This is a genomic window from Arthrobacter sp. 35W, assembly GCF_000482545.1.
In the GTDB taxonomy this organism is placed as follows: Bacteria; Actinomycetota; Actinomycetes; order Actinomycetales; family Micrococcaceae; genus Specibacter.
In genome coordinates, this window is sequence record NZ_KI519455.1 from 334,525 (window position 1) to 357,595 (window position 23,071).

A 23,071-nucleotide genomic window follows, 5' to 3' on the forward strand; every position below is an offset into this window, starting at 1 on the left:
GGCAGAGGGGGTTAGTAGACGTCGACGATGGCGGCGTCGAGGGTGTTGTCCGTGGCGATCTTGGCCAGGGTGCCGTCCTGGTGCAGAGCCTTCAGCGCCTCGGCGATGGCCGGGGAGATCGGGTCGCCCTTGCGGCTGAAGACGCCGAAGGTGGTGTCGGTGGCGAAGACGTTGGCGGCCACGGCCAGCTTTCCGGCGTTCTGCGAGGCCATGTAGGAGGCGGCCACATTGGTTTCGATCAGAGCCTGGGACTTGCCGTTGATGACGGCCAGGACCGTCTCGGCAGTCTTCGGGTACTCGGTGAGCTTGGGCTCGTCCTTGCCGGCCGCCTTGCACTCGTCCTTGAGCGTGGTGATGCGGGCGGCGTTGGAGGAGGCCGTCTGGGCGGCGACGGACTGTCCGCACAGGTCCAGCGGGTCCTTGATCTTCGCTGCGTTGTCGGGGCTGGCGAGGATCGAGGGGCCGGCATTCATCACCGGGGCGGCGTCGGCCACGGCCAGGCGGGCCTCGCTCATGTACAGGCCGCCGAAGATGGCGTCGCAGCGCTTGCTCTGCAGACCCGGCATCAATCCATCGAACGTGGTGACCTCGAACTTGGTTTCCAGACCCCAGTGGGCAGCCAGCGCGCGGGCGGCGTCGGCGTCGAAGCCTTCAATGGTTCCGCTGGAACCGTTGGCGTAGTACTCCAGCGGTGCGTATTCGGGGTCGATGCAAAGGGTCAGCTTGCCGGCGTTGGCCAGGCCCTCCGGAGCCTTCGCCGCCGCGGTGGCGCCATTGCCAGCCGGGGTCGGGGACGGGGTGGAGGAACAACCACTCAGGAGCAGGGCCAGGGCGGCGGCGGCAACGGCGGTCTTGGTGAATGCGTGCATTACAGGTCTCCAATGATGAACGGTTCGCCGGGAGCGGCGAGCGCTATGCGGATCAATGTGGCGCTGGTCACGATGCTAGCCAAGATTGCCGCTTAAGCCAACAAATTTTCTGTGAGACTGCCACTTCACACATTATTTGCGTGTTTGTTACACGAAGTAGCCCCAGAGTTGTTGTATCAAGAGCGTAGGATGCAGTTATTGAATGAAATCCCGTCCGGGCGGGCGCACCCGCCCCAGGGGCACCGCTCCCCCGGCAGCTACGGCAGGCGCTTATTGTGAAGACCATGCATAACCTTGAAGGCCGGATGGTGCGCCTGCTCCAGGCCGACGGCCGGGCCTCCTTCAGCGATCTCGCCAAGCAGCTCGGCGTCACCCGTTCGACGGTCACGGCGAAGTTCAATGAGCTTGCCGCCTCCGGCGAACTGCGCATTGTCGCAGCCATCCACCCCCGGGTGCTGGGCCTGAACGCCGTGGCCCACCTCTCCATCCAGCTGCGCGGATCCGCCGAAGCCGTCCTGGCGAAGCTGGCGGAGCTGGACGGCGCCGTCTTCGCCTCGCTGACCACCGGGCACTATGGCATCATCACCGAACTGCGGGTGCCCACCGTGGCCGAGCTCTACGAGCAGGTGGACGCCATCCGCGCAACGGACGGCGTCGCCGCCGTCGACGTCCTCATGTACAAGGAGGTGGTGCGCAGCCTGTTCCTGAACAAGGAGCCGCTGGTGCAGGGCCTGGAGCTCGACGGCGTGGACCTGCGGATCATGGGCGAACTCCAGAAGGACGGCCGCATGGGCTTCGAGGCGCTGGGCGAATGCGTGGGCCTGTCCGCCAGCGCCACCCGGACCCGCGTGCTGCGGCTGCTGGAGTCCAGGGTCATGCAGATTGGCCCCATCATCAACCGGACGGGCTCATCGGGCTCCATGGCCTTTGGCTTTGGCATCACCACAGTCTCAGGCACGGAGGAGGCCGTCGAGTTCTTCTCCAACACCCCCGGGGTGGAGTTCATCGCCAGCTGCTTCGGCCGCCATGATCTGGTGGCCACCGTGGGCGTCAGCTCGCTGGATGAGCTCAACACCATCCTGGACCAGCTGCGGGATCTGGACTCAGTGGCCTCCGCCGACTCCTGGCTGCACCTGCGCATCCTCCAGGAGCGCTACGAGAAGCCGCTGGACAATCTGGTGGCCGCACGGTCCTAGCGGGCCGCTGCGGGCCCTGACGCCTCCGGTACCGGCGGCGTCAGGGCCCGCCCAAGGCTTCAGCAATGTCAATGCCGCCGTCGGTGAATCGGATGGTCCGTCCGGCCGTTCCAGGGAGTTCCAGCACCGCCGCAGCCACCAGCGCCACGCTGGCGCGGGAGGTCCTGGTGTCGGACCCCGAAGGTTCCGGGTTGATGCGGCCGGTGGAGGGCTCATCGGTCAGCGCGCCTGGGGCCAGAATGGTCCAGTCCAGCCCCGTGCCACGCAGATGGTCGTCCGCCGCAGCCTTGGCCTCGGCGTAGGCAAAGAAGCTGTTCTCCGGGTCGATGCCATGGTCCCGCCGGGCACCCAGATAGGACACCATCACATAGCGCTCCACGCCCGCCTCCGCGGCGGCCGCCATGGACATGATGGCCGCATCCCTGTCCACGGCATAGGTGCGCTCCGGATTCCCGCCACCGGCGCCCGCAGACCAGACGACGGCGTCGTGCCCGGCCATCGCCGCGGCCAGCTCCGCCGTCGTGCAGTGCTCAACGTCCAGCACCAGCGGCTGCGCCCCGGTTTCGGCAATGCGGGCGGCCTGGGAGTCCCTGCGGATGACGGAGGTCGCCTGGTGGCCGCTGCGGGTCAGAACCTCCGCCAACTGGAGTGCGATCTTGCCGTGTCCGCCGATAATCAGAATGCGTGCCATGGTGGGTTCCTTCCGCAGCCGGTGTCCCCTGCCACGCTAGCCCACCCGCCGCCACAGGCACAGGACGCTTAAACGAAAGAAGGGCCGGAAGCTGATGCTTCCGGCCCTTCTTTTTCTCTGTAGCGGCGGGGAGGCTCGATCTCCCGACCTCACGATTATGAGTCGTGCGCTCTAACCAACTGAGCTACGCCGCCATAAATGGGAATAGCTCGAGCAGCCGGCCAAAACCGATTGACACGAGCCTTCCCATTCAGAGCCCCCCACCGGAATCGATCCGGTGACCTCGTTCTTACCAAGAACGCGCTCTACCACTGAGCTAGGGGGGCAACGAGAAAATACTTTACCAGTGGTTTTGCCGGATGCGAAATCGAGGCAAACATGGGACGTACAACGGTGCAAAAACCGCGGAATTCCGGGGATTTCCAGTCGTCGCGGCAGGCTCCACAAGAACGCTTTTCCGAGGCCTTCGACAGAACTTTTCCAGTGACCTTCGCCACATTCCGCCACCTGCGGCATCGATGGGAGGCCCCTCCCATCGACCCAGCAGCTGTGGCGGGTTCGGACGGCTCGAGGCCGCCACAAGTGCTGCCTCGATTTGGATCGGCCGGCACGCATAAAGAGGGGCCGTCCCAGTCGATTGACTGGAACGGCCCCTCTTTATGCAATGCCCGTTCGGCTAGGCCGACGGCAGGTGGGTCCTAGGACCTACCACTTGCCCTTGCGGTTGAAATCCTTGGCGCCAACGCCAGCGCCTGCATCCTTGCCGTGGCGGGGACGACGGTCGCCGCCACCGGTGCCGGTGTGGCCCTGGCCGCGCTCGCCACGGTCGTTGCTGTAGCCGCCACCCTGGTAGCCGCCGCGCTCGCCGCCACCCTGGTAGCCGCCACGGTCGGAGCTGCCCTGGTAGCCGCCACGGTCGCCGCCGCCCTGGTAGCCGCCGCGGTCGCCGTCGAACTTCTTCTTGAAGCCGCCCTGGCCGCGGTCTCCACGGTCCTCACGGCCGCGGAATCCGCCGCCGGCAGCGGAAGCACCGGCGCTGGCCGGACGACGTCCGTTGTCCAGCTCCAGGTGGATGAGCTCGCCGCCGATGCGGGTCTTGCTCAGGGCGCGCCACTGGTCCTTGCTCAGCTCGGCGGGGAGCTCAACGAGGGTGTGGTCGGCACGGATGTCGATGCCACCGATCTGTGAGGAGGACAGGCCACCCTCGTTGGCAATGGCGCCAACGATGGAGCCGGGCATCACGCGCTGGCGACGGCCCACCGCGATGCGGTAGGTGGCGTTGCCCTCGGTGAGGGTGCGTGTCGGGCCACGGGAGCCGAAGCCGTCCTTGGCGCGGTCCTTCTTCTGGAAATCCGGAGCGGCCGGCAGGTCATTGACCAGCAGCGGCTGTCCACCCTGGGCCATGACGGCCAGAGCGGCAGCGATCTCCGAGGCGGGAACGTCGTGCTCCTGCTCGTAGCTGGCGATGAGGTCGCGGAACTTCGCGACATCCTCGGAGGCCAGGGTCTCGGTGATCCTGTCGGCGAACTTGCCCAGGCGCAGCGAGTTGATGGTCTCGGCGCTCGGCAGGTGCATCTGGTCCACCGGCTGGCGCGTGGCCTTCTCGATGGCACGCAGCAGGTACTTCTCACGCGGGGTCATGAACAGGATCGCGTCGCCGGAGCGGCCGGCGCGGCCCGTGCGGCCGATGCGGTGCACATAGGACTCGGTGTCGTGCGGGATGTCGTAGTTGATCACGTGGGTGATGCGCTCAACGTCAAGACCACGGGCGGCGACGTCGGTGGCCACCAGGATGTCGATCTTGCCCTCGCGCAGTGCCTCGATGGTGCGCTCGCGCTGCTGCTGCGGGATGTCACCGTTGATGGCTGCAGCCTGGAAACCGCGTGAACGCAGCTTGTCGGCGAGGTCCTCGGTGGCCATCTTGGTGCGCACGAAGGCAATGACGCCGTCGAACTCTTCAACCTCGAGGACGCGGGTCAGGGCATCCAGCTTGTGCGGGCCCATGACCTGCAGGAAGCGCTGGCGGGTGTTGGCACCGGTGGTGGTCTTGGACTTGACCGTGACCTCGGCGGGGTTGTTCAGGTACTGCTTGGAGATGCGGCGGATGGCACCGGGCATCGTTGCGGAGAACAGTGCAACCTGCTTGGTGTCAGGCGTCTTGGAGAGGATCTGCTCGACGTCCTCGGCGAAGCCCATGCGGAGCATCTCGTCGGCCTCGTCCAGCACCAGGTACTGGAGGTTGGACAGGTCCAGGGAGCCCTTGGACAGGTGGTCGATGACACGGCCCGGGGTACCGACAACAACCTGGGCGCCGCGGCGCAGGCCGGCCAGCTGCGGGCCGTAGGCGGATCCACCGTAGACCGGCAGCACGGAGAAGTCGGGCATGTGGGCCGCGTAGGAGGAGAATGCCTCTGCAACCTGCAGGGCCAGCTCGCGGGTGGGGGCCAGCACCAGGATCTGGGTGTCCTTGGTGGGTCCGTTGAGGTCCATCAGCTCGGCCATGCGGGACAGGGCCGGGATGGCGAAGGCGGCAGTCTTGCCCGTACCGGTCTGGGCCAGGCCGACGACGTCGCGGCCTTCCAGCAGCAGCGGGATGGTGGCGGCCTGGATGGGCGAGGGCTTCTCGTAGCCAACATCGCTCAGGGCGGCCAGGACGCGGCCGTCGATGCCAAGGTCGGTGAAGAGGACCGTGGGCTCGTCGATGACGGCGTCTTCCGTGGTGGTTTCTTCGGTGGTGTTTTCAGACATGGGAATTAAGTCCTCATTCATAGGGCCACGCGGCGAGGGTGCCGCATTACAAAGAAATCCAGCCGTTACAGCTCATCCCTGGCAGGACTTCTCGCCGCAGCTGCGCACCGGAGTGCGGGCTCCAACCGAAGCTGGAGCCGTGTGGCGTTTTCTTTGCCGGCCATCCCCTATGAACGTTCATGCCCGCCGCAAATGCGCGGGCCCCATACACTTCAGGCTCCTGCCTCAAAAATTGGGCAGAAAAAAATAAAGGAGATACCGGAGTGGGGGATATTTAAATTGTAGGGCATACGCTACCCATCCGCGATGGCAGCTGTCGATGGGGGCCAGTGAGATTGCGCACAGGATGTTTGGCAGCAGCCGATTGCCTTAGGCGTTTTGGCGCAGGATCCGCTCAAAGGCGGGCAGGTAGGCCTCTGCCAGATCCAGCTGCCCGGACTCCTTCAACCGCCACAACGTCCGGATGTCCTCCAGCGTGGGCTCGGAGAAGTACCGCCCGATGGTGATGCCGTGCTCGGGCCGGTGTTCCACGACGACGGCGTCGCCCGCGGCAATGGTTCCCTTGGACAGCACGCGCAGATAGGCGCCCACCCGCCCGGCCTCGGTGAAGCGCTTGACCCACTGCGGCTCCCCCATCCGGCGGCCAAAGGTGGCACAGGGAACGCGCGGCGAGGTGACCTCCAGCAGCACATCCGCCCCGATGCGCCAGCGCTCGCCAATCACTGCCCCCGTAGCCTCCACGCCGGAAATGCGCAGATTCTCGCCAAAGAACCCCGGCGGAATCTCCCGGCCCAGCTCCGCAGCCCAATAGTCGGCGTCGTCCTGGGAGTAGGCGTAGACGGCCTGGTCCCGCCCGCCGTGGTGTTTGCGGTCCGCCTGGAGATCGGCATACAGGCCCAGCGGCCCCACCTTCACCGGACCGTCGACGGCGCGCTTGTCGATCGCCGTGACGCCGACATTTCCGGCGTCGGGGTGCAATTGGTGGACGCGGCAGACGGCAAGCACTTTCCCCAGTTCCATGGCTCCCAATCTACGCCCAGACGCCGTTGATGCGGGGTTGGACGGTCTCGTCCGCGCCAGTTGTCGCCGATCTGCGGCGTAACACTCCGATACTCGCAGCAGGGCTGCTAGCCTGATCGTTTTTGGCGATTCCTCGCCCGTTCACGATCCTTGGGGGGAAGTATGAAAACCGTTCAAAACACTCCACCACGGCAGCCCCTCGGCTGGCGCCCTGCCAAATCATTCTGGATAGCGGCTGCATTGATCATGCCATTGGTGCTGATCTTCGCTGCGGCGGGAGGTCTTGGAGCAGTCCTGGTCCTTCTCGGGATCATTGCCCTCGTCACGGCGCTGTATGCATGGCTATTCAAGCGTCGTTCGTGGGTTGGGCTACCCCATGCGAAAGCCGCCAAGATCGCCGCCGGCGGCGGTGCAGCCTTGTTCTTAGCCGGTTCCATCATTTCGGGTGCCACAGCCGCGCCGCAGACCGCCGCCCCCAAGACGCCTCTGGTTGGTTCGACTAGTGCTTCAATCAGTGCATCTGCGTCCCCAACTACAAGGCCAAGTGCACGTGGAACTAGTCCGGCGCTGGAAAGTTGCGACAAGCCTGGTTCCACTCGAAAGTTCGAAAGCACGTTGTATACGTGCGGGCACAATGCTGCAGAAACTCTCGTCTGGCTGGACGAGACTGCGGCGAAGTCGATCGCCGATGGCAAGGCGGCCGCGGCGAAGGTTGCTGCCGAAAAAGCTGCCGCTGAGCAGGCAGCGACAGCCGCTGCAGAACAGGAATCGGCGCGCCAAGCTGCGGCAGCGACAGCCGCTGCAGAACAGGCTGCAATTCAACAGGCAGCGGCCGAGCAGGCCGCAGCACAACAGCTTGCGCAACAACAAGCTCCTCCGCAGCCTGCTCCAGCTGCAGACTATGTCCACCCCGGATCATTTTGCAGTGGCGGCGGAAGCACTGGGGTCAGCAAGACAGGCAAGGCAATGGTCTGCGCCCCAGCGTCCGACGGCAGGCTTCGCTGGCAACAGCCCTGATTGAACGATGACTTAAACACCGTTGAGGCGTGGGCTGGTGCCCTTTAGAAGTGTTCTAAAGGGCACCAGCCCACGCCTCAACAAGGGTCAGTTGCGGGGTCAGGCGTCCGCGAGGACTTCGTCGCCGGCGGGGAGCTCGGCCTCGGAGGCCCAGCGCGGCAGGAAGCTGGCCGCGATGGCCGCCAGCACCAGGCCCGCGGCCATGATCCACATGGTGGAGGTGAAGCCGTCCACAAACACCGCAGCCTTGCTGGTCGCCGTGCTGCGCGTCAGGTTGTCGAAGAACAGTGTGCCCACGATGGCCACGCCCAGGGCTCCGGAGAGCTGGCTGGTGGTGTTGAACAGCCCCGAGGCGGAGCCTGCGGAGTGGGTGGGCACCTCGGAGAGCACGAAGATGCCCACCGGAGCCACCACCATGCCGAAGCCGGCACCGCTGAGCGCCAGTCCGGCGATCAGGTGCCACGGGGTGACGTCCCCGCCGGCGGCCTGGACGGTGAAGATCAGCACCACAAAGCCGGCGGCGAGCACCAGCGGCCCCAGCTGGAGCACCACGCGGCCGATCTTCTTGGCCAGGATCGCAGCGGACAGGCCCGCAAGGATGGGCACCATCACGGAGAACGGGATCATGGTGAGCCCGGCGGTGAGGATGGAGTAGCCCAGACCCAGCTGCAGGAACAGCGTCTGGATCAGGAAGAAGCCGTTCATCGGGATGAAGAAGAGGAACATCAGCGCGATGCCGGCAGCGAAGGAACGGTTCTTGAACAGCGAGACCTTCACCAGCGGCTCACCACCGTTCTTCTCCTCACGGTGCTGCAGCACCACGAAGCCCACCAGCACCAGGATGCCGGCGCCCAGGCACAGCCAGGTCCACAGCGGCCAGCCCTCTTCGCGGCCCATGGTCAGCGGGTAGAGGATGGCGAACATGCCCACGGCAAGGACGACGACGCCGGGAATGTCCAGCTTGTGCCGCTTGGGGGCCACGGATTCCGGCACGAAGCGGATCGCGCAGATCACGGCGAAGATGCCGACGGGGACGTTGACGAAGAAGATGGTGCGCCAGCCCCAGCCGAAGATGTTGGCGTCCGTCAGGATGGCGCCCACGATGGGTCCGGAGACGGCCGCAACGCCGGCCAGCGCGGAGAAGCCGGCCATGGCGCCGGCCCGCTCGGCCGGCTTGTACATAACCTGCAGGCTGGACAGCACCTGCGGAATCATCGCCGCGGAGGCGAAGCCCTGCAGCGCGCGGGAGGCAATCAGCATCTCCGGATTCATCGCCATGCCGCACAGCACGGAGGCGAGGGTGAAGACCACCAGGCCGGTGATGAAGATCTTCTTGCGGCCATAGATGTCGCCCAGCCGGGATCCGGTGATCAGACCGATCGCCAGGGCCAGGGTGTAGGAGGCCACCATCCACTGGAGCTCGGCGTTCTGGGCACCCAGGGAGGTTTCAATTTGGGGCAGTGCCACGTTGACAATCGTCGCGTCCAGCAGCTCCATGAAGGATGCCAAAAAGAGCGAGATGAGCGCGATGGAACGTGCCCTGCCGGTGGGCACGGCGTGCGTTTTCATGATGAAGAGTCCTCAGGGTAGGGATTTGAGTGGGCCGCAGCGAAGGCATCCAGTGATTCGCGGCTCCAGGTGATGGAACCGTCCTGAAGATCTTCAAGCACGGCGGTGGTCCAGCGCAGCTCGGTGCGCCGCAGGTCGAGCAGGAGTTCGGTGTCCAGCAGGAACAGCCTCGGCAGCCAGTCGTCCACGCTGGAGATGGCCGTTTCGAGGCGGGCCACCTCCGCCGCGAGCTCGGTCGCCCGGACGGCAAGGTACTCGGCGCTCTGGCCGGGGGTGATCATCGGCAGATGGGCGACGGCGGCGGCGAATTCGGGGTACTCGGGCCGGGGGTCGGTGAGCATTTCGCGCATCCACAGTTCCGCGGAGTCCCGGCCGGCGTCGGTGATTTCATACACCGAACGTTCGGGGCGCTGGCCGTCACGTGTGGTCTCCATCAGCTGGATGAGACCATCGCGCAGCAGCCGGTCGATGGTGTTGTACAGGCTGGCGCGCTGGGAGACGTTGATAACGTCGTCCTTGCCCCGCTCGGTGATCAGCTGCTGCATCCGGTACGGATGCATGGGAGCCTCCACCAGCAGGGCAAGCACGGCAAGTGCCAGGGGTGAGCGTTTGGACATTCCCCCAGCATAGTAGTCAGTTTATGACTAATCAAGATTGACTATGTGATCCGCGCCACGAACTGCCGTGCGGTCGACGCGCGGGTGGCCCCGGCTCAAGGCTCGAAGCGGTACCCCATGCCGGCCTCCGTCAACAGGTGCCGTGGCACGGCCGGATTGGGCTCGAGCTTGCGCCGCAGCTGGGCCATGTAGACCCGCAGATAGTGGGTTTCGCGCGCATAGGCGGGCCCCCAGACCTGAGTCAGGATCTGCTGTTGGCTGATCAACCGGCGCGGGCTGCGGACCAGCACCTCAAGGATCTTCCACTCCGTGGGCGTCAGGCGGATGTCCTCCCCCTGCCGGGTCACCCGCTTGAGCGCCAGATCCACCACGAAGTCCTCCGTGGCCAGCGTGGGCGCCTCCTCCGGGTTGCTGGTGGCGCGCCGTGTGGCGGCACGCAGCCGGGCCAGCAGTTCATCCAGGCCAAAGGGCTTGGTCACGTAGTCATCCGCACCGGCGTCCAGGGCCAGCACCTTGTCCTCGGAGCCGTGCCGGGCCGAGAGCACGATGATGGGCACGTTCGTCCAGCCGCGCAGCCCCTCGATCACCTGCACGCCATCCATGTCCGGCAGTCCAAGGTCCAGCACCACGGCATCCAGGGGGTGCTTTTGGGCGGCCAGCAGCGCGGAGGCGCCGTCGTGGGCTGCCACCACCTGGTAGCCGTGGGCGTGCAGATTGATCTGCAGTGCACGCAGGATCTGCGGCTCGTCGTCGACAATCAGGACCCAGCTCATACAACTCTCCTCCGGCTGACGCCTGTTGAAATCGGCAGTCTGACCACCATGGTCAGCCCTCCACCGGGTGTTTCCTCGGCCTCCAGCACGCCGCCCATGGTCTCGGTGAACCCCTTGGCCACCGCCAGACCGAGTCCGACGCCGGTGCCGCCCGCCGCGCCGTAGGAGACGTCGTCGAGCCGTTGGAACGGCGCAAACATGGCCACGACGGCATCGGCCGGGACGCCACGCCCCCTGTCGATGATGCGCAGTTCGCTGGCGGGCTGGCCGTCGATGGTGGACCATCCAGCGCCGCCCACCGAGCCCACGATCAGGATCTCCGAGCCCGGCGCGTACTTCACGGCGTTCTCGATGATGTTGGCCAGGACGCGCTCCAGCATGCCGGCGTCGGCATCAACCGGTGGCATGTTGGCCGGCAGCTCCACCCGCACGCGGCCCTCCGGTGCGCCGCGCAGCGCCTCCGGCAGCACCTCCCGCCAGCTCACCGGAGCCAGCAGCGGCGTCACCGTATCGCTGGTGAGCCGGGACATGTCCAGCAGGTTCCCAACCAGCCCGTCCAGCCGGTCGGCGTAGTTCTCGATGGTGGCCAGCAGCTCCGCCTCGTCCTCGGCGGAGAACGTCACCGCCGTCTGGCGCAAGCTGCTCACCGCCAGCTTGATCCCGGCCAGCGGTGTGCGCAGATCGTGCGAGACGGCGCGCAGCACGGCGGTGCGCATCTTGTTGCCCTCGGCCAGCCGGAGGTTGTCCCGGCGGCTTTCGCTGAGCTCGGCCCGCTGCTCCATCGCCATCAGGTGTGCACCAAAGGCGGACAGCAGGCGCCTGCCGCTGGCCGGCAGCGTACGTCCGTTCAGGGCCAGGACCAGATGCTCGGAGATCTGCTCCACATTGTCCGCCTCCCCCGGCGACGACGGCGGCGCCTCCCCCACGCTGGCTGCCAGCTCCCAGCCGGACCCGGCCAGTCCCGCCGTTCCGGCAGCCGACGGGCCCCCGCCCGGACCGCGGTCCGCGGCAACGCCGTCGGGCCTGCGGAACAGCGCCACCGCGCCCACCTGGAAATGCTCGCGCACCTGCTCCAGGAACACCGCGAGGGTGTCCTGGGAGGCCAGCACTCCGCGGGCGAGCTCGCCCAGCGTGGCGGCCTCGGCGCCGGCCACTGCTGCCTCCTTGGACCGTCGGGCCGAGCGGTCGACCACCAGGGCCACGGCCGCCGAGACGGCAAGGAAGATGCCCAGCGCCAGCAGATTCTGCGGATCGCTGATGGTCAATGTGCCCAGAGGTTCGGCGGAGAAATAGTTTAGGAGCAGGCTGCCCCAGATGGCGGCCACGACGGCCGGCCAGAGGCCACCCACCAGCGCCACGGCAATGGCGGCCGAGAATTGGACCAGCATGACGGTGGCGAAGTTGACGTTCTGCGGGTAGCCCAGCAGCCACTGCACCAGCACGGGCAGCAGCACCGCCAAGGCAAAACCGATGGCCACCCGCCGCCGGCCCAACAGCCCGCGGCGCGGCCCGGCCACACCGCGCCCACCGAGCGGGTGCGACACCATGTGCACGTCGATGTCGCCGGAATCGCGGACCACACGGGTTCCCACTCCGGGCCCCTTGAACAGCCCGGTCCAGGTTCTGCGCCGGGACGTGCCGACCACCACCTGGGTGGCATCCACACTGCGGGCGAACTCCAGCAGCGCCACCGCCGGATCGTCCCCGCCCACCGAATGGTAGGTGCCGCCCAGATCCGTAACGAGCTGGCGCTGGATCTCCAGCTCCTTCGGCGACTCCCCCGCCACCCCATCCGAGCGGCGCACATGGACGGCCAGCAGCTCCCCGCCGCTGACCCGGCTGAGGATCCTGGCCGCGCGCCGGATCAGCACCTGCCCCTCGGGCCCGCCGGTCAACCCCACCACCACGCGCTCACGGGTGGGCCAGCTTTCCTCGATGCCGTGTGTGGACCGGTAGGCCGCCAGTCCCTCCTCCACCCGGTCCGCCAGCCACAGCAGGGCCAGCTCGCGCAGCGCCGTCAGATTGCCGAGGCGGAAATAGTTGGCCAGCGCCGCATCCACCGTGTCGACGGCATAGATGTGTCCAGCGCCCATGCGGGCCCGCAGCAGCTCCGGGGCGATGTCCACCAGCTCGATCTGGTCCGCCCGGCGCACCACGTCGTCGGGTACTGTCTCCTGCTGCCGCACGCCCGTGATGGAGTGCACCACGTCCCCGAGCGAGGCCAGGTGCTGCACGTTGACGGTGGACATCACGTCGATGCCGGCTTCAAGCAGGGCTTCGACGTCCTGCCAGCGCTTGGCATGCCCGGTGCCGGGGACGTTGGAATGGGCGTACTCGTCCACAAGCGCGACGGCGGGCCGGCGGGCCAGCACGGCGGCCAGATCCATCTCCTCAAAGTCAGCGCCCCGGTACGAGACACGCAGAGTGGGGATCTGCTCCAGACCCTCCGCGAGGGCGCGCGTCTGCTCGCGGTCGTGGTCCAGGACGATGCCGACGACGACGTCGACGCCGGCCGCCAGGAGGGTCTGGGCCTGCTCCAACATGGAATAGGTTTTGCCGACGCCGGGGGCCGCGCCCAGGAAGATTCTCAAGATGCCGCGTGCCATGCGTTGATTCTCCCAGTACTAGTTCCCAACTCGTCCCACATTCCCCACAGCTGCGGTTCCTCCGCAGTGGACCTACGGTTTCACGGCGCTTGGCGGTCGCCGACTGTTACCGGGACGGGAGGCTTCCCGGCGCTTGGACACGGTCCGGGAGCGTCGTCCGCCCGCGGGCGGGCTCCGCCACGCCCGGCCGCGATGCGCGCCTACGGAAGCCTCCCCACCCGTCCACTCGTGGGGAGGCCGGTCCCAGTGCTCGCTGACGGAAACCGTTGGCCCACCGCTGGATTCACTGCATCTGGGACGCAATTCCCCGCCTAGGACGCGTCCACGAATGCGTCCTGGGCGGGGAACGGCGTCGCGCCGCCGGACGGCACCGCCACAACCGCGTCCAAGCGCCGGGAAACCACCCACACCTCGGCACTCCTACTTCGCGAGGGCGGCGAGGGCGAGGTTGAGGGTGGTGGTGTTGACGGCGGGTTGGCTGAGGAAGGATTCGAGGGGGCCGGAGGTGTTGTGGGCGATCAACTCGTTGACCTGGGCCTCGCTGAGTCCATTGGCCTTGGCGACGCGGGGGGCCTGGAGTGCGGCGTAGGCGGGCGAAATGTCCGGGTCCAGGCCGGAGCCGCTGGCTGTCACGGCATCGATCGGCACGGCGGCGGGGTCCACGTTCTCGCGGGCGGCCACCTCGGCGCGGCTCGCGTCGATGGCCTCGGCCAGCGCGGGAGAGTTGGGCCCCAGGTTGGAGGCGGAGGACGACGCCGGGTCCCAGGCCACCGCCGAAGGCCGCGGGTAGAAGAACTCGTGGCCCTCCACCGGCTGGGCCAGCAGCGACGAGCCGACAGCAGTTCCGGCACCCGCAGCGCCGTCGGACGCTCCAGTCCCGGACGCCCCGGAACCGGGCGCGGCCTCCCTGATGATGGAGCCGTTGGCCTGGGCCGGGGCCAACACCTGGCCCAGGCCAAACACCACCACCGGGTAGGCCAGGCCCAGCACCAGGGTGGCCAGCAGCAGGAACCGGGCGGCGGTAAGGAGTTGTCTCAGATAGGAAGTCATGGCGGATCAGCTTTCTTGGGCCCTAGCCCAGGGCCGGGAGCAGGGAGAGGAGCATGTCGATGAGTTTGATGCCGATGAACGGGGCAATGACGCCGCCGAGCCCGTAGATGAGCAGGTTCCGGGACAGTGCGGATGCCGCGGACACGGCCCTGTACTTCACCCCGCGCAGGGCCAGCGGCACCAGCAGCACGATCACCAGCGCGTTGAAGATGACGGCGGAGAGGATGGCCGACGACGGCGATGCGAGCCCCATGACGTTCAACAGGCCGAGCCCGGGGAAGGTGGCAGCAAAGAGCGCCGGCACGATGGCGAAGTACTTGGCGACGTCGTTGGCCACGGAGAAGGTGGTCAGGGATCCGCGGGTGATCAGCAGCTGCTTGCCGATGCCCACGATGTCGATCAGCTTCGTGGGATCCGAGTCCAGGTCCACCATGTTGGCGGCCTCCTTGGCGGCGTTGGTGCCGCTGTTCATGGCCACGCCGACGTCGGCCGCGGCCAGGGCGGGGGCATCGTTGGTGCCATCGCCGGTCATGGCCACCAGACGCCCGGCGGCCTGCTCGCGCTTGATGACGGCCAGCTTGTCCTCCGGCGTCGCCTCGGCCACGAAGTCGTCCACTCCGGCCTCGGCGGCGATGGCTCCGGCGGTGATCTTGTTGTCGCCGGTGATCATGATGGTCCTGATGCCCATGGCCCGCAGCTCGGCGAAGCGCTCCTTCATGCCGGGCTTGACGACGTCGGCCAGGTGGATGACGCCGAGCACCTCGGCATGCCCGCCCTCGACGCTGGCCACCAGCAGCGGCGTGCCGCCCTGGGCGGAGATCTCTTCAACGGCGGCGGCGGTTTCCTGCGGCACGAAGCCGCCGGCGTCTGCCACATAGGCGGCGACGGCGGAGGCGGCGCCCTTGCGGATCTGGCGCGTGCCGCCGTCGGCCATACTGGCCATCTCCACGTCCAGGCCGCTCATCCGGGTGGTGGCGCTGAACTCCACCACCGTCAGCTCGCCGGAATTGTGGCCCAGGTCCTCCAGGCTCGGCTCCGCCACGCCCTGCTGGGCGGCCAGGTCGATGATGGACCGGCCCTCGGGGGTTTCATCGGCCAGGCTGGAGAGCCGGGCCACCTCCACCAGCCTGGCGGGTTCGACGCCGGGGGCCGGCAGGAAGGCCACGGCCCGGCGGTTGCCGAAGGTGATGGTGCCGGTCTTGTCCAGCAGCAGGGTGGTGATGTCACCGGCCGTTTCCACGGCGCGGCCGGAGGTGGCCAGCACATTGCGCTGCACCAGCCGGTCCATGCCCGCGATGCCGATGGCCGGCACCAGGGCGCCGATCGTCGTCGGGATCAGGCAGATGAGCAGCGCCACCAGCACGATCGGTGTGGGCAGTGCGTTGGCGAAGGCCGCCATCGGGGCCAGGGTGAGCACGCAGAGCAGGAACACGATGGTCAGCGAGGCCAGCAGCACGTTCAAGGCAATCTCGTTGGGCGTCTTCTGCCGGGTGGCACCCTCCACCAGGGCGATCATCCTGTCCAGGAAGGTTTGGCCGCTGGCCGCGGTGATCCGCACGACGATGCGGTCAGAGAGCACAGTGGTGCCACCGGTGACCGAGCTGCGGTCCCCGCCCGATTCGCGGATCACGGGGGCGGATTCGCCGGTGATGGCGGATTCGTCCACGCTGGCCAGGCCCTCCACCACCTCGCCGTCGGAGGGGATGACGTCGCCCGCCTCGCAGACCACCAGATCCCCCACCGCCAGTTCGGTGCCGGCCACCCGCTCCTCGCGGAAGGTGCCGTTGCCGCCGTCGACCCATTTGCGGGCCAGCACGGAGGTGCGGGAGGCCCGCAGGCTGTCGGCCTGTGCCTTGCCGCGGCCCTCGGCAATGGCCTCGGACAGGTTGCCGAAGAGCACCGTCAGCCACAGCCAGAACGTCACGGCCAGTGAGAACGCGGCCATGGAGGAACCCTGGACCAGCTGGACCACCGTGACAAGGGTGCAGACGATGGATCCGACCAGCACGGTGAACATCACCGGAGAATGGACCATGTACCGCGGGGAGAGTTTGCGCAGGGCCAAGGGGATGGCCGCGATGAGAGTGGTGGTGTTCATTTCACAAGTCCTTCGGCGGCCGGCCCCAGGGCAAGGGCAGGGAAGTAGGTCAGGGCGGTCAGGATGAGCGAGACACCGCCGAGCATGGTGGCGAACAGGGGTCCGTGCGTGTGCACCGTTCCCGCCGTCACGGGGATCTTGCGCTGCTGGGCCAGCGAGCCGGCCAGGGCCAGCACCAGCACGATCGGCAGCATCCGCCCCAGCAGCATGGCCAGCGCCAGCAGCGTGGCCAGCCCCGGCCCGGAGCTGGTGATGCCGCCAAAGGCCGATCCATTGTTGTTGGCCGCGGAGGTGAAGGCGTAGAGGATCTCGCTGAAACCGTGCGGTCCGGCGGCCGGTGCGGCGGCGGCCAGATCTGGGATGGCCACGGTGACCGCGGTGCCCGCCAGCACCAGCGCCGGGGTGACGAGGATGTACAGGGCCACCAGCTTCATCTCCTTGGCACCGATCTTCTTGCCCAGGAATTCAGGGGTGCGCCCCACCATCAGCCCGGCGATGAACACCGTGATGATGGCCAGCACCAACATGCCGTAGAGGCCGGAGCCGACGCCGCCGGGGGCCACCTCGCCCGTCATCATGTTCAGCATCAGCAGCCCGCCGGCCAGCGGGGGCAGGGAATCGTGGGCCACGTTGACGGCGCCCGTGGAGGTCAGGGTGGTGGCCGTGGCAAAGATGCTGCTCGGGGCCACGCCCAGACGCTGCTCGAAGCCCTCGCCCAGGCCGACGCCGGCTCCGGCCGCCGTCGCCCACGCCATCAGGGTGGTGGAGATGAGCCAGAAGGCGGCCATCACGGTGAGCACCGTGTAGCCCTGGCGCTTGTCGCCCACCATCCGGCCGTAGGCGGCCGGCAGCGCGGAGGGGATCAGCAGGATCAGGAAGACCTCAAAGAGGCTGGTGAAGGCATTGGGGTTTTCGAACGGGTGGGCGGAATTGGCGTTGAAGTAGCCGCCGCCGTTGGTGCCCAGCAGCTTGATGGCCTCCTGTGACGCCACCGGCCCGCCCGGCACCGTCTGCCCCAGCTGGCCGGCGATGGTGGTGATCGGGGTGCCGGAGAAGTTCTGCACCACACCGCCGACCACCAACAGCACCGCGCCCACCACGCTGATGGGCAGCAGCACGCGCAGCACAGTGCGGGTCATATCCACCCAGAAGTTGCCCAGGCCGCTGGTCTGCGAGCGCGTGATGCCGCGGATCAGCGCCACGGCGACGGCGATGCCGACGGCGGCGGAGAGGAAGTTCTGCACCGCCAGCAGCAGCATCTGCACGCCGAAACCGAGCGTGGCCTCAGGGGCGTAGGTCTGCCAGTTGGTGTTGGTGGCGAAGGAGACGGCGGTGTTCATGGCCACCCACGGATCCACCCCGGCCATGCCCTGGTTGAACGGCAGGATGCCCTGCAGGCGCTGGAGCAGGTACAGGGCCAGGATGGAGACGATGGTGAAGGCGATGACGGAGCGCAGGTAGATGGTCCAGCGCTGGTCCGCCGTGGGGTCGACGCCGGCCAGCCTGTAGAAGCCGCGTTCGGCGGCCAGATCGCGGTGGCTGGTGAAGGTGCGGGCCAGATAGGCGCCCAGCGGCTGGTGCAGCACCGCGAGCAGCACCAGCAGGATGCCCACCTGCGTGGCGAAGGAGAGAACGTTCAGATCCACGTCCGCGTCACCACTTTTCCGGGCGGATCAGCGCGGCGAACAGGTAGACCAGCATCGCCAACCCCGCCGCCAGCAGCACCACGGCCAGCACGACGTCGAGCACGGAACTGCTCACAGCTTTTCCACCGCCCGGGCGCATCCAACAATGAGCGCCAGCGCCACCAGCAGTACGGCAAGACAAACCACGTCAGCCATTTCTTGACCTCTTTCCAAGGGGAGTTCGATGTCCTTCCTTCATCGAACTGCGCCCTTGGCCCGCCGGCGGCCCTCTTGACGATTCCTTGATGCCCCGGTCCCCAGTCTTGACGGCCCCCTGACGCCGCGGCCCCTCGGCTCAACCTCCAGGCTCAGGCGGAGAAGCCGCCGTCGGCCTTCAGGAGCTGGCCGTTGACCCAGCGGCCCGCCGGGGAGAGCAGGAAGGCGGCGACGGCGGCAACGTCGCCCGGGGTGCCGAGCCGGCCGGTGGGCTGGTTCGCGGCGAGGTGGGTGCGCAGGGCATCGTCCATCCAGCCGGTGTCCACCGGGCCGGGGTTGAGCACATTGGCGCTGATGCCCAGCTGCCCCAGTTCCCGGGCCGCGGCGATGACGATCCGGTCCAGCGCACCCTTGGAGGCGCCGTAGGGCAGGTTGTGGGCGGTGTGGTCGCTGGTCAGCGCCACGATGGCCCCGCCGTCGCCGCCCACCTGGCGGGCGAAGGCGGCCAGCAGCTGCCAGCTGGCGCGGGTGTTGACGGCGAAATGCCGCTCGAAACTCTCCAGCGTGGTGTCCAGAATGGACGAGTCCACCGACTCGCAGTGCGAGAGGACCAGGCCGCTGAGGACTCCTGCCGCCCCCGCCACCTGTGCCATCAGGGCTTCCACGGCGTCCGGATCCGCGAAGTCCGCCGGGAAGGCATGGACTGCGGCACCGGCGGCCTGAAGCTCGGCGGTGAGGGTGGCGACGTCGTCGGGCTGCACACCCCAGGGCATCCGTGCGTCGTACTCCTGCCAGTACGTCAGCGCCAGGTCCCACCCATCGGCGGCGAGCGCCCGGGCAATCCCGGCCCCGATCCCCACCGTTCGGCCCACACCCGTCACCAACGCCGTCCTCCGTGTCATCCGGCCAGCCTACCTTCGGGATGGAGCCGGGCCGCGACGACGGCGGCCGGGGCGGGTAAGTTGGAACCACACCATCCCCCATTACCGAGGAAAGGGTTGTCATGACCACCGCCTCCCCCGTAGCCCGCAACAGGGCCCGCGTCCGCAAGACCCTGGCCATCACCAACGCCATGGTGGTCCCCATCGACGGCGAGCCGTTCGAGGGCACTGTAGTGGTCCGGAGCGGGAAGATCGCGGCGATGGGACCCAAGACCAAGGTACCCGCCGGGGCCGAGGTGCTCGACGCCGAGGGCCAGTGGCTGTTGCCAGGCTTCATCGACGCCCACGTCCACCTGGGCATGCACCCGGAGGGCGAGGTGGGTTCCACCAGCGACGTGAATGAGATGACGGATCCGGTCACGGCCGGCGTCCGCGCCATCGACGCCGTCGACCCCTTCGACCCCGGGTTCGACGACGCCCTGGCCGGCGGCGTCACGGCCGTGAACATCAACCCGGGCTCAGGCAACCCGATCGGCGGGCTCGCGGTGGCTCTGCACACGCACGGGCGGTACGTGGAGGAGATGGTGCTGCGCTCCCCCAGCGGGTTGAAGTCCGCGCTGGGCGAGAACCCCAAGACCGTCTACGGCCACAAGAAGGCCATGCCCTCCACGCGGCTGGGCACCGCCATGGTGATCCGCAAGGCCTTCATCGACGCGCAGAACTACATGGCCAAGAATGATCCGGCCGCCCGCGACCCCAAGATGGAAGCGCTGGCCATGGTGCTGCGCCGCGAAATCCCGTGGCGCCAGCACTGCCACCGCGCGGACGACATCGCCACAGCACTGCGCCTGGCGGACGAGTTCGGCTACGAGCTGGTGCTGGACCACGGCACGGAGGCGCACATCCTGGGCGATGTCCTTGCCGAGCGCGGCGTGCCCGTGCTGATCGGCCCGCTGTTCACCACCAAGTCCAAGGTGGAGCTGCGCGGGCGTTCGCTGGCCAACCCGGGCAAACTGGCCGCCGCCGGCGTCGAAATCTCCATCATCACCGACCACCCCGTGGTGCCGATCAATTTCCTGATCCACCAGTGCACGCTGGCCGTGAAGGAGGGGCTGGACCGCGAGACGGCGCTGCGGGCGGTGACCATCAACCCGGCCAAGGTGCTGGGGCTGGACAGCCGGATCGGCTCGCTGGCCGTGGGCAAGGACGCCGACCTGGTGCTCTGGAGCGGCGATCCCCTGGACGTCATGCAGCGTGCGTTGAAGGTGTGGATCGGCGGCAAGCCGGTGTACCACTACGACGGCGACGAGCGCCGCGGCGTGGTGGCCGCCCGCTGATTCCTGTCCCCTGCAGCACCCACAGCGGGCGGCAGAGCCGGCATTTTTTGTAGGCGGCGTCAAAGGACGCTGGCCGCCCCGCGGCCGTAGCGGCCCTAGCCGCCGGAAAAATGCCGGTCTGCAGTCCGCCGGGGCTTAGATCTCGACCTGGATGTGCTTCTCGCCCCAGACCTTGGCGAAGGCGTGCTCCAGATCGGCCAGCAGGTCCTCGAGGTCTTCGATGCCCACGGACAGGCGGATCAGGTTCACCGGCACGGCCAGCTCGGTGCCCTTGACGGAGGCGTGGGTCATCTCGGAGGGGTAGTTCATCAGGGATTCGATGCCGCCGAGGGATTCCGCCAGGGTGAACACCTTGGTGGACTCGGCCACCTTGCGGGCCGCGGCCTCGCCGCCCTTGAACTGCACGGAGATCATGCCGCCGAACTTCTTCATCTGCCGCGCGGCCAGCTCGTGGCCGGGGTGGTCCGGCAGGCCGGGGTAGAGCACGCGCTCCACCTCCGGGCGGGTCAGCAGCCATTCGGCGATCGCCTGGGCGTTCTCCGAGTGGCGGTCCATGCGCACGCCCAGGGTCTTAAGCCCGCGCGTCGTCAACCAGGCCTCCATCGGGGCCGAGACGGCGCCGACGGCGAACTGGATGAAGCCGATCTTCTCCGCCATGGCGTCGTCGTTGAGCACGATGGCCCCGCCGCTGGCGTCCGAGTGGCCGCCGATGTACTTGGTGGTGGAGTGGACCACGATGTCCGCGCCCAGCGCCAGCGGGTTCTGCAGGTACGGCGAGGCGAAGGTGTTGTCGACCACCAGCAGGGCGCCGGCGGAATGGGCTGCCTCGGCGGCGGCGGCGATGTCGGTGATCTTCATCATCGGGTTCGACGGCGTCTCGACCCAGACCATCTTCGTGGGCGCGGCGGCAATCGCGGCGGCAACAGCACCGGCGTCGGACATGTCCACGGCGGCGTTGGTGATCCCCCACGGCGCCAGCACGCGGTTGATCAGGCGGTAGGTGCCGCCATAGACGTCGTTGCCCATCACGATGTGGTCGCCCGGGGCCAGCAGCGCGCGGATCAGCGCATCCTCTGCGGCCAGTCCGGAGGCGAAGCTGAACGCGTGCTTGCCGCCCTCAAGCGCCGCCAGCTGGGTCTGCAGGGAATCGCGCGTGGGGTTGGTGCCGCGCCCGTACTCGTAGCCGTTGCGCAGACCGCCAATGCCGTCCTGGGCAAAGGTGGAGGTTTGGTACAGCGGCGGAACGACGGATCCTGTGGTGGCGTCCGGCTCCTGGCCGGCGTGCACGGCACGAGTGTTGAATCCCTGGCTCATTGCGTCTCCTGGTGTGTCGATGCGGATTAGTCATTGAGGTAGTTCAGCAGATCATGGCGCGTCAGTACACCCACCGGCGCCCCCACAAAGGTCACCATCAGCGCATCCACGTCCTGCAATTTGGCGCGCGCGGCGGAAATGGGCTCCAGCGAGCCGATGATCGGCAGCGGCGGCTGCATGTGTTCGGTGATCTTGTCCGTCAGTTTCGCCTCGCCGCGGAAGAGCTTGCCGGTCAGCGTGCGCTCGTCCACCGAGCCCACCACCTCGCCCATCACCACGGGCGGTTCCTGGGTCAGCACGGGGATCTGCGAGACGCCGTATTCGCTCATCAGGGAGATGACATCGCGCACCGTCTCGTTCGGGTGGATGTGCACCAGCGCCGGCAGCTGGCCGGTCTTGGTCTTGAGCAGCTCGCCGATCGCGGGCTCGTCGGTGGCCTTCAGGAAACCGTACGACTGCATCCAGGTGTCGTTGAAGATCTTGGCCAGGTAGCCGCGGCCGCTGTCCGGCAGGAGCACGACGACGACGGCATCCGGCCCCAGCCCCTTGGCCGCTTCCAGCGCGGCCACCACGGCCATGCCCGAGGAGCCACCCACCAGCAGGCCTTCCTCGCGGGCCAGCCGGCGGGTCATGGCGAAGCTGTCGTTGTCCGAGACCGCGATGATCTGGTGCGGAACGGCCGGGTCGTAGGATTCGGGCCAGATGTCCTCGCCCACGCCCTCCACCAGGTAGGGGCGTCCGGTGCCGCCGGAGTAGACGGAGCCTTCAGGGTCCGCGCCGATGATCTGGACCTCGCCGCCGTCGGCCTCGGGACGGGCGGCGGACACCTCGCGCAGGAAGCGGCCGGTGCCGGTGATGGTGCCGCCGGTGCCCACGCCCGCCACAAAGTGCGTGACCTTGCCGTCGGTGTCGCGCCAGATTTCCGGGCCGGTGGTTTCGTAGTGGCTCAGCGGGCCGTTCTGGTTGGAGAACTGGTCCGGCTTGTAGGCGCCGGGGATCTCGGTGACCAGCCTGTCGGAGACGCCGTAGTAGGACTGCGGGCTGTCCGCGGCCACCGCCGTCGGCGTCACCACCACCTCGGCACCGTAGGCCTGCAGCACGGCGCGCTTGTCCTCGCCCACCTTGTCCGGCACCACGAAGACGCAGTTGTAGCCGCGCTGCTGGGCCACCATGGCCATGGCCACGCCCGTGTTGCCGCTGGTGGGCTCGACGACGGTGCCGCCGGGGCCGATCAGGCCCGCCTTCGCGGCCTCGTCCAGCATCTTCACGGCGATCCGGTCCTTGGCGGAGCCGCCCGGATTCATGTACTCCAGCTTCACCAGGATCGTGGCGTCGATGCCCGCGCTCACCTTGTTCAATTTGACCAAGGGGGTGTTGCCGATCAGGTCCAAAACGGAGTTGGCGTACTTCATGGCTTAAACCTAGCGGCCCTGTCCAGTAACCG

At 67.6% G+C, this 23,071-nt stretch carries 18 protein-coding genes and 2 tRNA genes; 3 read left to right on the plus strand and 17 right to left on the minus strand.

What is annotated here, in order from left to right; genetic code table 11:
* Positions 1 to 11 precede the first annotated feature (11 nt).
* Positions 12 to 869, minus strand: a complete 858-nt coding sequence (locus tag K254_RS0113695) for a transporter substrate-binding domain-containing protein (protein ID WP_026555845.1) — start codon at positions 867 to 869, stop codon at positions 12 to 14.
* Positions 870 to 1,153: 284 nt separating this feature from the next.
* On the opposite strand from K254_RS0113695, the gene K254_RS0113700 reads away from it, so the two are divergent.
* On the plus strand, positions 1,154 to 2,065 hold the full coding sequence (locus K254_RS0113700; RefSeq protein ID WP_026555846.1) for an Lrp/AsnC family transcriptional regulator: 912 nt from the start codon (positions 1,154 to 1,156) through the stop codon (positions 2,063 to 2,065).
* Positions 2,066 to 2,105: 40 nt separating this feature from the next.
* Here the strand turns inward: K254_RS0113700 and K254_RS0113705 are convergent, their stop codons facing one another.
* The 5 genes from K254_RS0113705 to K254_RS0113725 all read right to left on the minus strand — a co-directional run bounded on the left by K254_RS0113705 (position 2,106) and on the right by K254_RS0113725 (position 6,524).
* A complete protein-coding gene (locus K254_RS0113705) occupies positions 2,106 to 2,756 on the minus strand; it encodes an NAD(P)H-binding protein (RefSeq protein ID WP_026555847.1) in 651 nt (216 codons plus the stop codon).
* Positions 2,757 to 2,876: 120 nt separating this feature from the next.
* Positions 2,877 to 2,950: transfer RNA gene (locus K254_RS0113710), tRNA-Met, on the minus strand.
* Between the two features lie 60 nt (positions 2,951 to 3,010).
* A tRNA-Thr gene (locus K254_RS0113715) sits at positions 3,011 to 3,082 on the minus strand.
* Between the two features lie 379 nt (positions 3,083 to 3,461).
* Positions 3,462 to 5,504, minus strand: coding sequence for a DEAD/DEAH box helicase (locus K254_RS23275; RefSeq protein ID WP_231391868.1), 2,043 nt, complete (start codon positions 5,502 to 5,504; stop codon positions 3,462 to 3,464).
* Between the two features lie 369 nt (positions 5,505 to 5,873).
* Positions 5,874 to 6,524, minus strand: coding sequence for an MOSC domain-containing protein (locus tag K254_RS0113725; protein WP_026555848.1), 651 nt, complete (start codon positions 6,522 to 6,524; stop codon positions 5,874 to 5,876).
* 162 nt (positions 6,525 to 6,686) lie between these two features.
* Between K254_RS0113725 and K254_RS25755 the strand changes: the two genes are divergently transcribed.
* Entirely contained in the window at positions 6,687 to 7,541 is an 855-nt protein-coding gene (locus K254_RS25755; protein ID WP_155848580.1) for a hypothetical protein, read from the plus strand.
* A 99-nt stretch (positions 7,542 to 7,640) separates the two neighbouring features.
* On the opposite strand, the gene K254_RS23285 is transcribed toward K254_RS25755, so the two are convergent.
* The 9 genes from K254_RS23285 to K254_RS0113780 all read right to left on the minus strand — a co-directional run bounded on the left by K254_RS23285 (position 7,641) and on the right by K254_RS0113780 (position 18,997).
* Complete coding sequence (locus tag K254_RS23285) at positions 7,641 to 9,110, minus strand: MFS transporter (RefSeq protein ID WP_035750198.1); 1,470 nt, start codon at positions 9,108 to 9,110, stop codon at positions 7,641 to 7,643.
* The gene (locus K254_RS0113735; RefSeq protein ID WP_026555849.1) at positions 9,107 to 9,727 is read right to left on the minus strand and encodes a PadR family transcriptional regulator; all 621 of its coding nucleotides are present in this window, start codon (positions 9,725 to 9,727) and stop codon (positions 9,107 to 9,109) included. The genes K254_RS23285 and K254_RS0113735 overlap by 4 nt, the downstream gene beginning before the upstream one ends.
* A gap of 95 nt (positions 9,728 to 9,822) precedes the next feature.
* Positions 9,823 to 10,500 (minus strand): response regulator, encoded by a 678-nt coding sequence (locus K254_RS0113740; protein WP_026555850.1) that lies wholly within the window; start codon positions 10,498 to 10,500, stop codon positions 9,823 to 9,825.
* Positions 10,497 to 13,106: a DUF4118 domain-containing protein gene (locus tag K254_RS0113745; RefSeq protein ID WP_026555851.1), complete on the minus strand. Its 2,610-nt coding sequence runs from the start codon at positions 13,104 to 13,106 to the stop codon at positions 10,497 to 10,499. The genes K254_RS0113740 and K254_RS0113745 overlap by 4 nt, the downstream gene beginning before the upstream one ends.
* Before the next feature lie 420 nt (positions 13,107 to 13,526).
* The gene (locus K254_RS0113755) at positions 13,527 to 14,156 is read right to left on the minus strand and encodes a potassium-transporting ATPase subunit C (RefSeq protein ID WP_026555852.1); all 630 of its coding nucleotides are present in this window, start codon (positions 14,154 to 14,156) and stop codon (positions 13,527 to 13,529) included.
* Between the two features lie 22 nt (positions 14,157 to 14,178).
* Complete coding sequence (gene kdpB / locus K254_RS23290) at positions 14,179 to 16,254, minus strand: potassium-transporting ATPase subunit KdpB (protein ID WP_081710140.1); 2,076 nt, start codon at positions 16,252 to 16,254, stop codon at positions 14,179 to 14,181.
* Entirely contained in the window at positions 16,251 to 17,894 is a 1,644-nt protein-coding gene (gene kdpA, locus K254_RS0113765; protein WP_026555853.1) for a potassium-transporting ATPase subunit KdpA, read from the minus strand. The genes kdpB and kdpA overlap by 4 nt, the downstream gene beginning before the upstream one ends.
* A 13-nt stretch (positions 17,895 to 17,907) precedes the next feature.
* On the minus strand, positions 17,908 to 18,015 hold the full coding sequence (locus K254_RS25410; protein ID WP_231391869.1) for a potassium-transporting ATPase subunit F: 108 nt from the start codon (positions 18,013 to 18,015) through the stop codon (positions 17,908 to 17,910).
* Between the two features lie 232 nt (positions 18,016 to 18,247).
* A complete protein-coding gene (locus tag K254_RS0113780) occupies positions 18,248 to 18,997 on the minus strand; it encodes an SDR family oxidoreductase (RefSeq protein ID WP_026555854.1) in 750 nt (249 codons plus the stop codon).
* A gap of 101 nt (positions 18,998 to 19,098) precedes the next feature.
* Between K254_RS0113780 and K254_RS0113785 the strand changes: the two genes are divergently transcribed.
* Positions 19,099 to 20,313, plus strand: a complete 1,215-nt coding sequence (locus tag K254_RS0113785) for an amidohydrolase (protein ID WP_081710142.1) — start codon at positions 19,099 to 19,101, stop codon at positions 20,311 to 20,313.
* 135 nt (positions 20,314 to 20,448) lie between these two features.
* Here the strand turns inward: K254_RS0113785 and K254_RS0113790 are convergent, their stop codons facing one another.
* The gene (locus K254_RS0113790) at positions 20,449 to 21,627 is read right to left on the minus strand and encodes a cystathionine gamma-synthase (RefSeq protein ID WP_026555856.1); all 1,179 of its coding nucleotides are present in this window, start codon (positions 21,625 to 21,627) and stop codon (positions 20,449 to 20,451) included.
* Positions 21,628 to 21,653: 26 nt separating this feature from the next.
* The gene (locus K254_RS0113795) at positions 21,654 to 23,039 is read right to left on the minus strand and encodes a cystathionine beta-synthase (protein ID WP_026555857.1); all 1,386 of its coding nucleotides are present in this window, start codon (positions 23,037 to 23,039) and stop codon (positions 21,654 to 21,656) included.
* Between the last annotated feature and the right edge of the window lie 32 nt (positions 23,040 to 23,071).

Coding starts and splice junctions, on each gene's coding strand:
- K254_RS0113695 (WP_026555845.1), bottom strand. CDS start 869: ATGCACGCATTCACCAAGACCGCCGTTGCCGCCGCCGCCCTGGCCCTG.
- K254_RS0113705 (WP_026555847.1), bottom strand. CDS start 2,756: ATGGCACGCATTCTGATTATCGGCGGACACGGCAAGATCGCACTCCAG.
- K254_RS0113755 (WP_026555852.1), bottom strand. CDS start 14,156: ATGACTTCCTATCTGAGACAACTCCTTACCGCCGCCCGGTTCCTGCTG.
- K254_RS25755 (WP_155848580.1), top strand. CDS start 6,687: ATGAAAACCGTTCAAAACACTCCACCACGGCAGCCCCTCGGCTGGCGC.
- K254_RS0113780 (WP_026555854.1), bottom strand. CDS start 18,997: ATGACACGGAGGACGGCGTTGGTGACGGGTGTGGGCCGAACGGTGGGG.
- K254_RS0113725 (WP_026555848.1), bottom strand. CDS start 6,524: ATGGAACTGGGGAAAGTGCTTGCCGTCTGCCGCGTCCACCAATTGCAC.
- K254_RS23275 (WP_231391868.1), bottom strand. CDS start 5,504: ATGTCTGAAAACACCACCGAAGAAACCACCACGGAAGACGCCGTCATC.
- K254_RS0113785 (WP_081710142.1), top strand. CDS start 19,099: ATGACCACCGCCTCCCCCGTAGCCCGCAACAGGGCCCGCGTCCGCAAG.
- K254_RS0113735 (WP_026555849.1), bottom strand. CDS start 9,727: ATGTCCAAACGCTCACCCCTGGCACTTGCCGTGCTTGCCCTGCTGGTG.
- K254_RS0113745 (WP_026555851.1), bottom strand. CDS start 13,106: ATGGCACGCGGCATCTTGAGAATCTTCCTGGGCGCGGCCCCCGGCGTC.
- kdpB (WP_081710140.1), bottom strand. CDS start 16,254: ATGAACACCACCACTCTCATCGCGGCCATCCCCTTGGCCCTGCGCAAA.
- K254_RS0113795 (WP_026555857.1), bottom strand. CDS start 23,039: ATGAAGTACGCCAACTCCGTTTTGGACCTGATCGGCAACACCCCCTTG.
- K254_RS0113790 (WP_026555856.1), bottom strand. CDS start 21,627: ATGAGCCAGGGATTCAACACTCGTGCCGTGCACGCCGGCCAGGAGCCG.
- K254_RS23285 (WP_035750198.1), bottom strand. CDS start 9,110: ATGAAAACGCACGCCGTGCCCACCGGCAGGGCACGTTCCATCGCGCTC.
- K254_RS0113700 (WP_026555846.1), top strand. CDS start 1,154: ATGCATAACCTTGAAGGCCGGATGGTGCGCCTGCTCCAGGCCGACGGC.
- K254_RS0113740 (WP_026555850.1), bottom strand. CDS start 10,500: ATGAGCTGGGTCCTGATTGTCGACGACGAGCCGCAGATCCTGCGTGCA.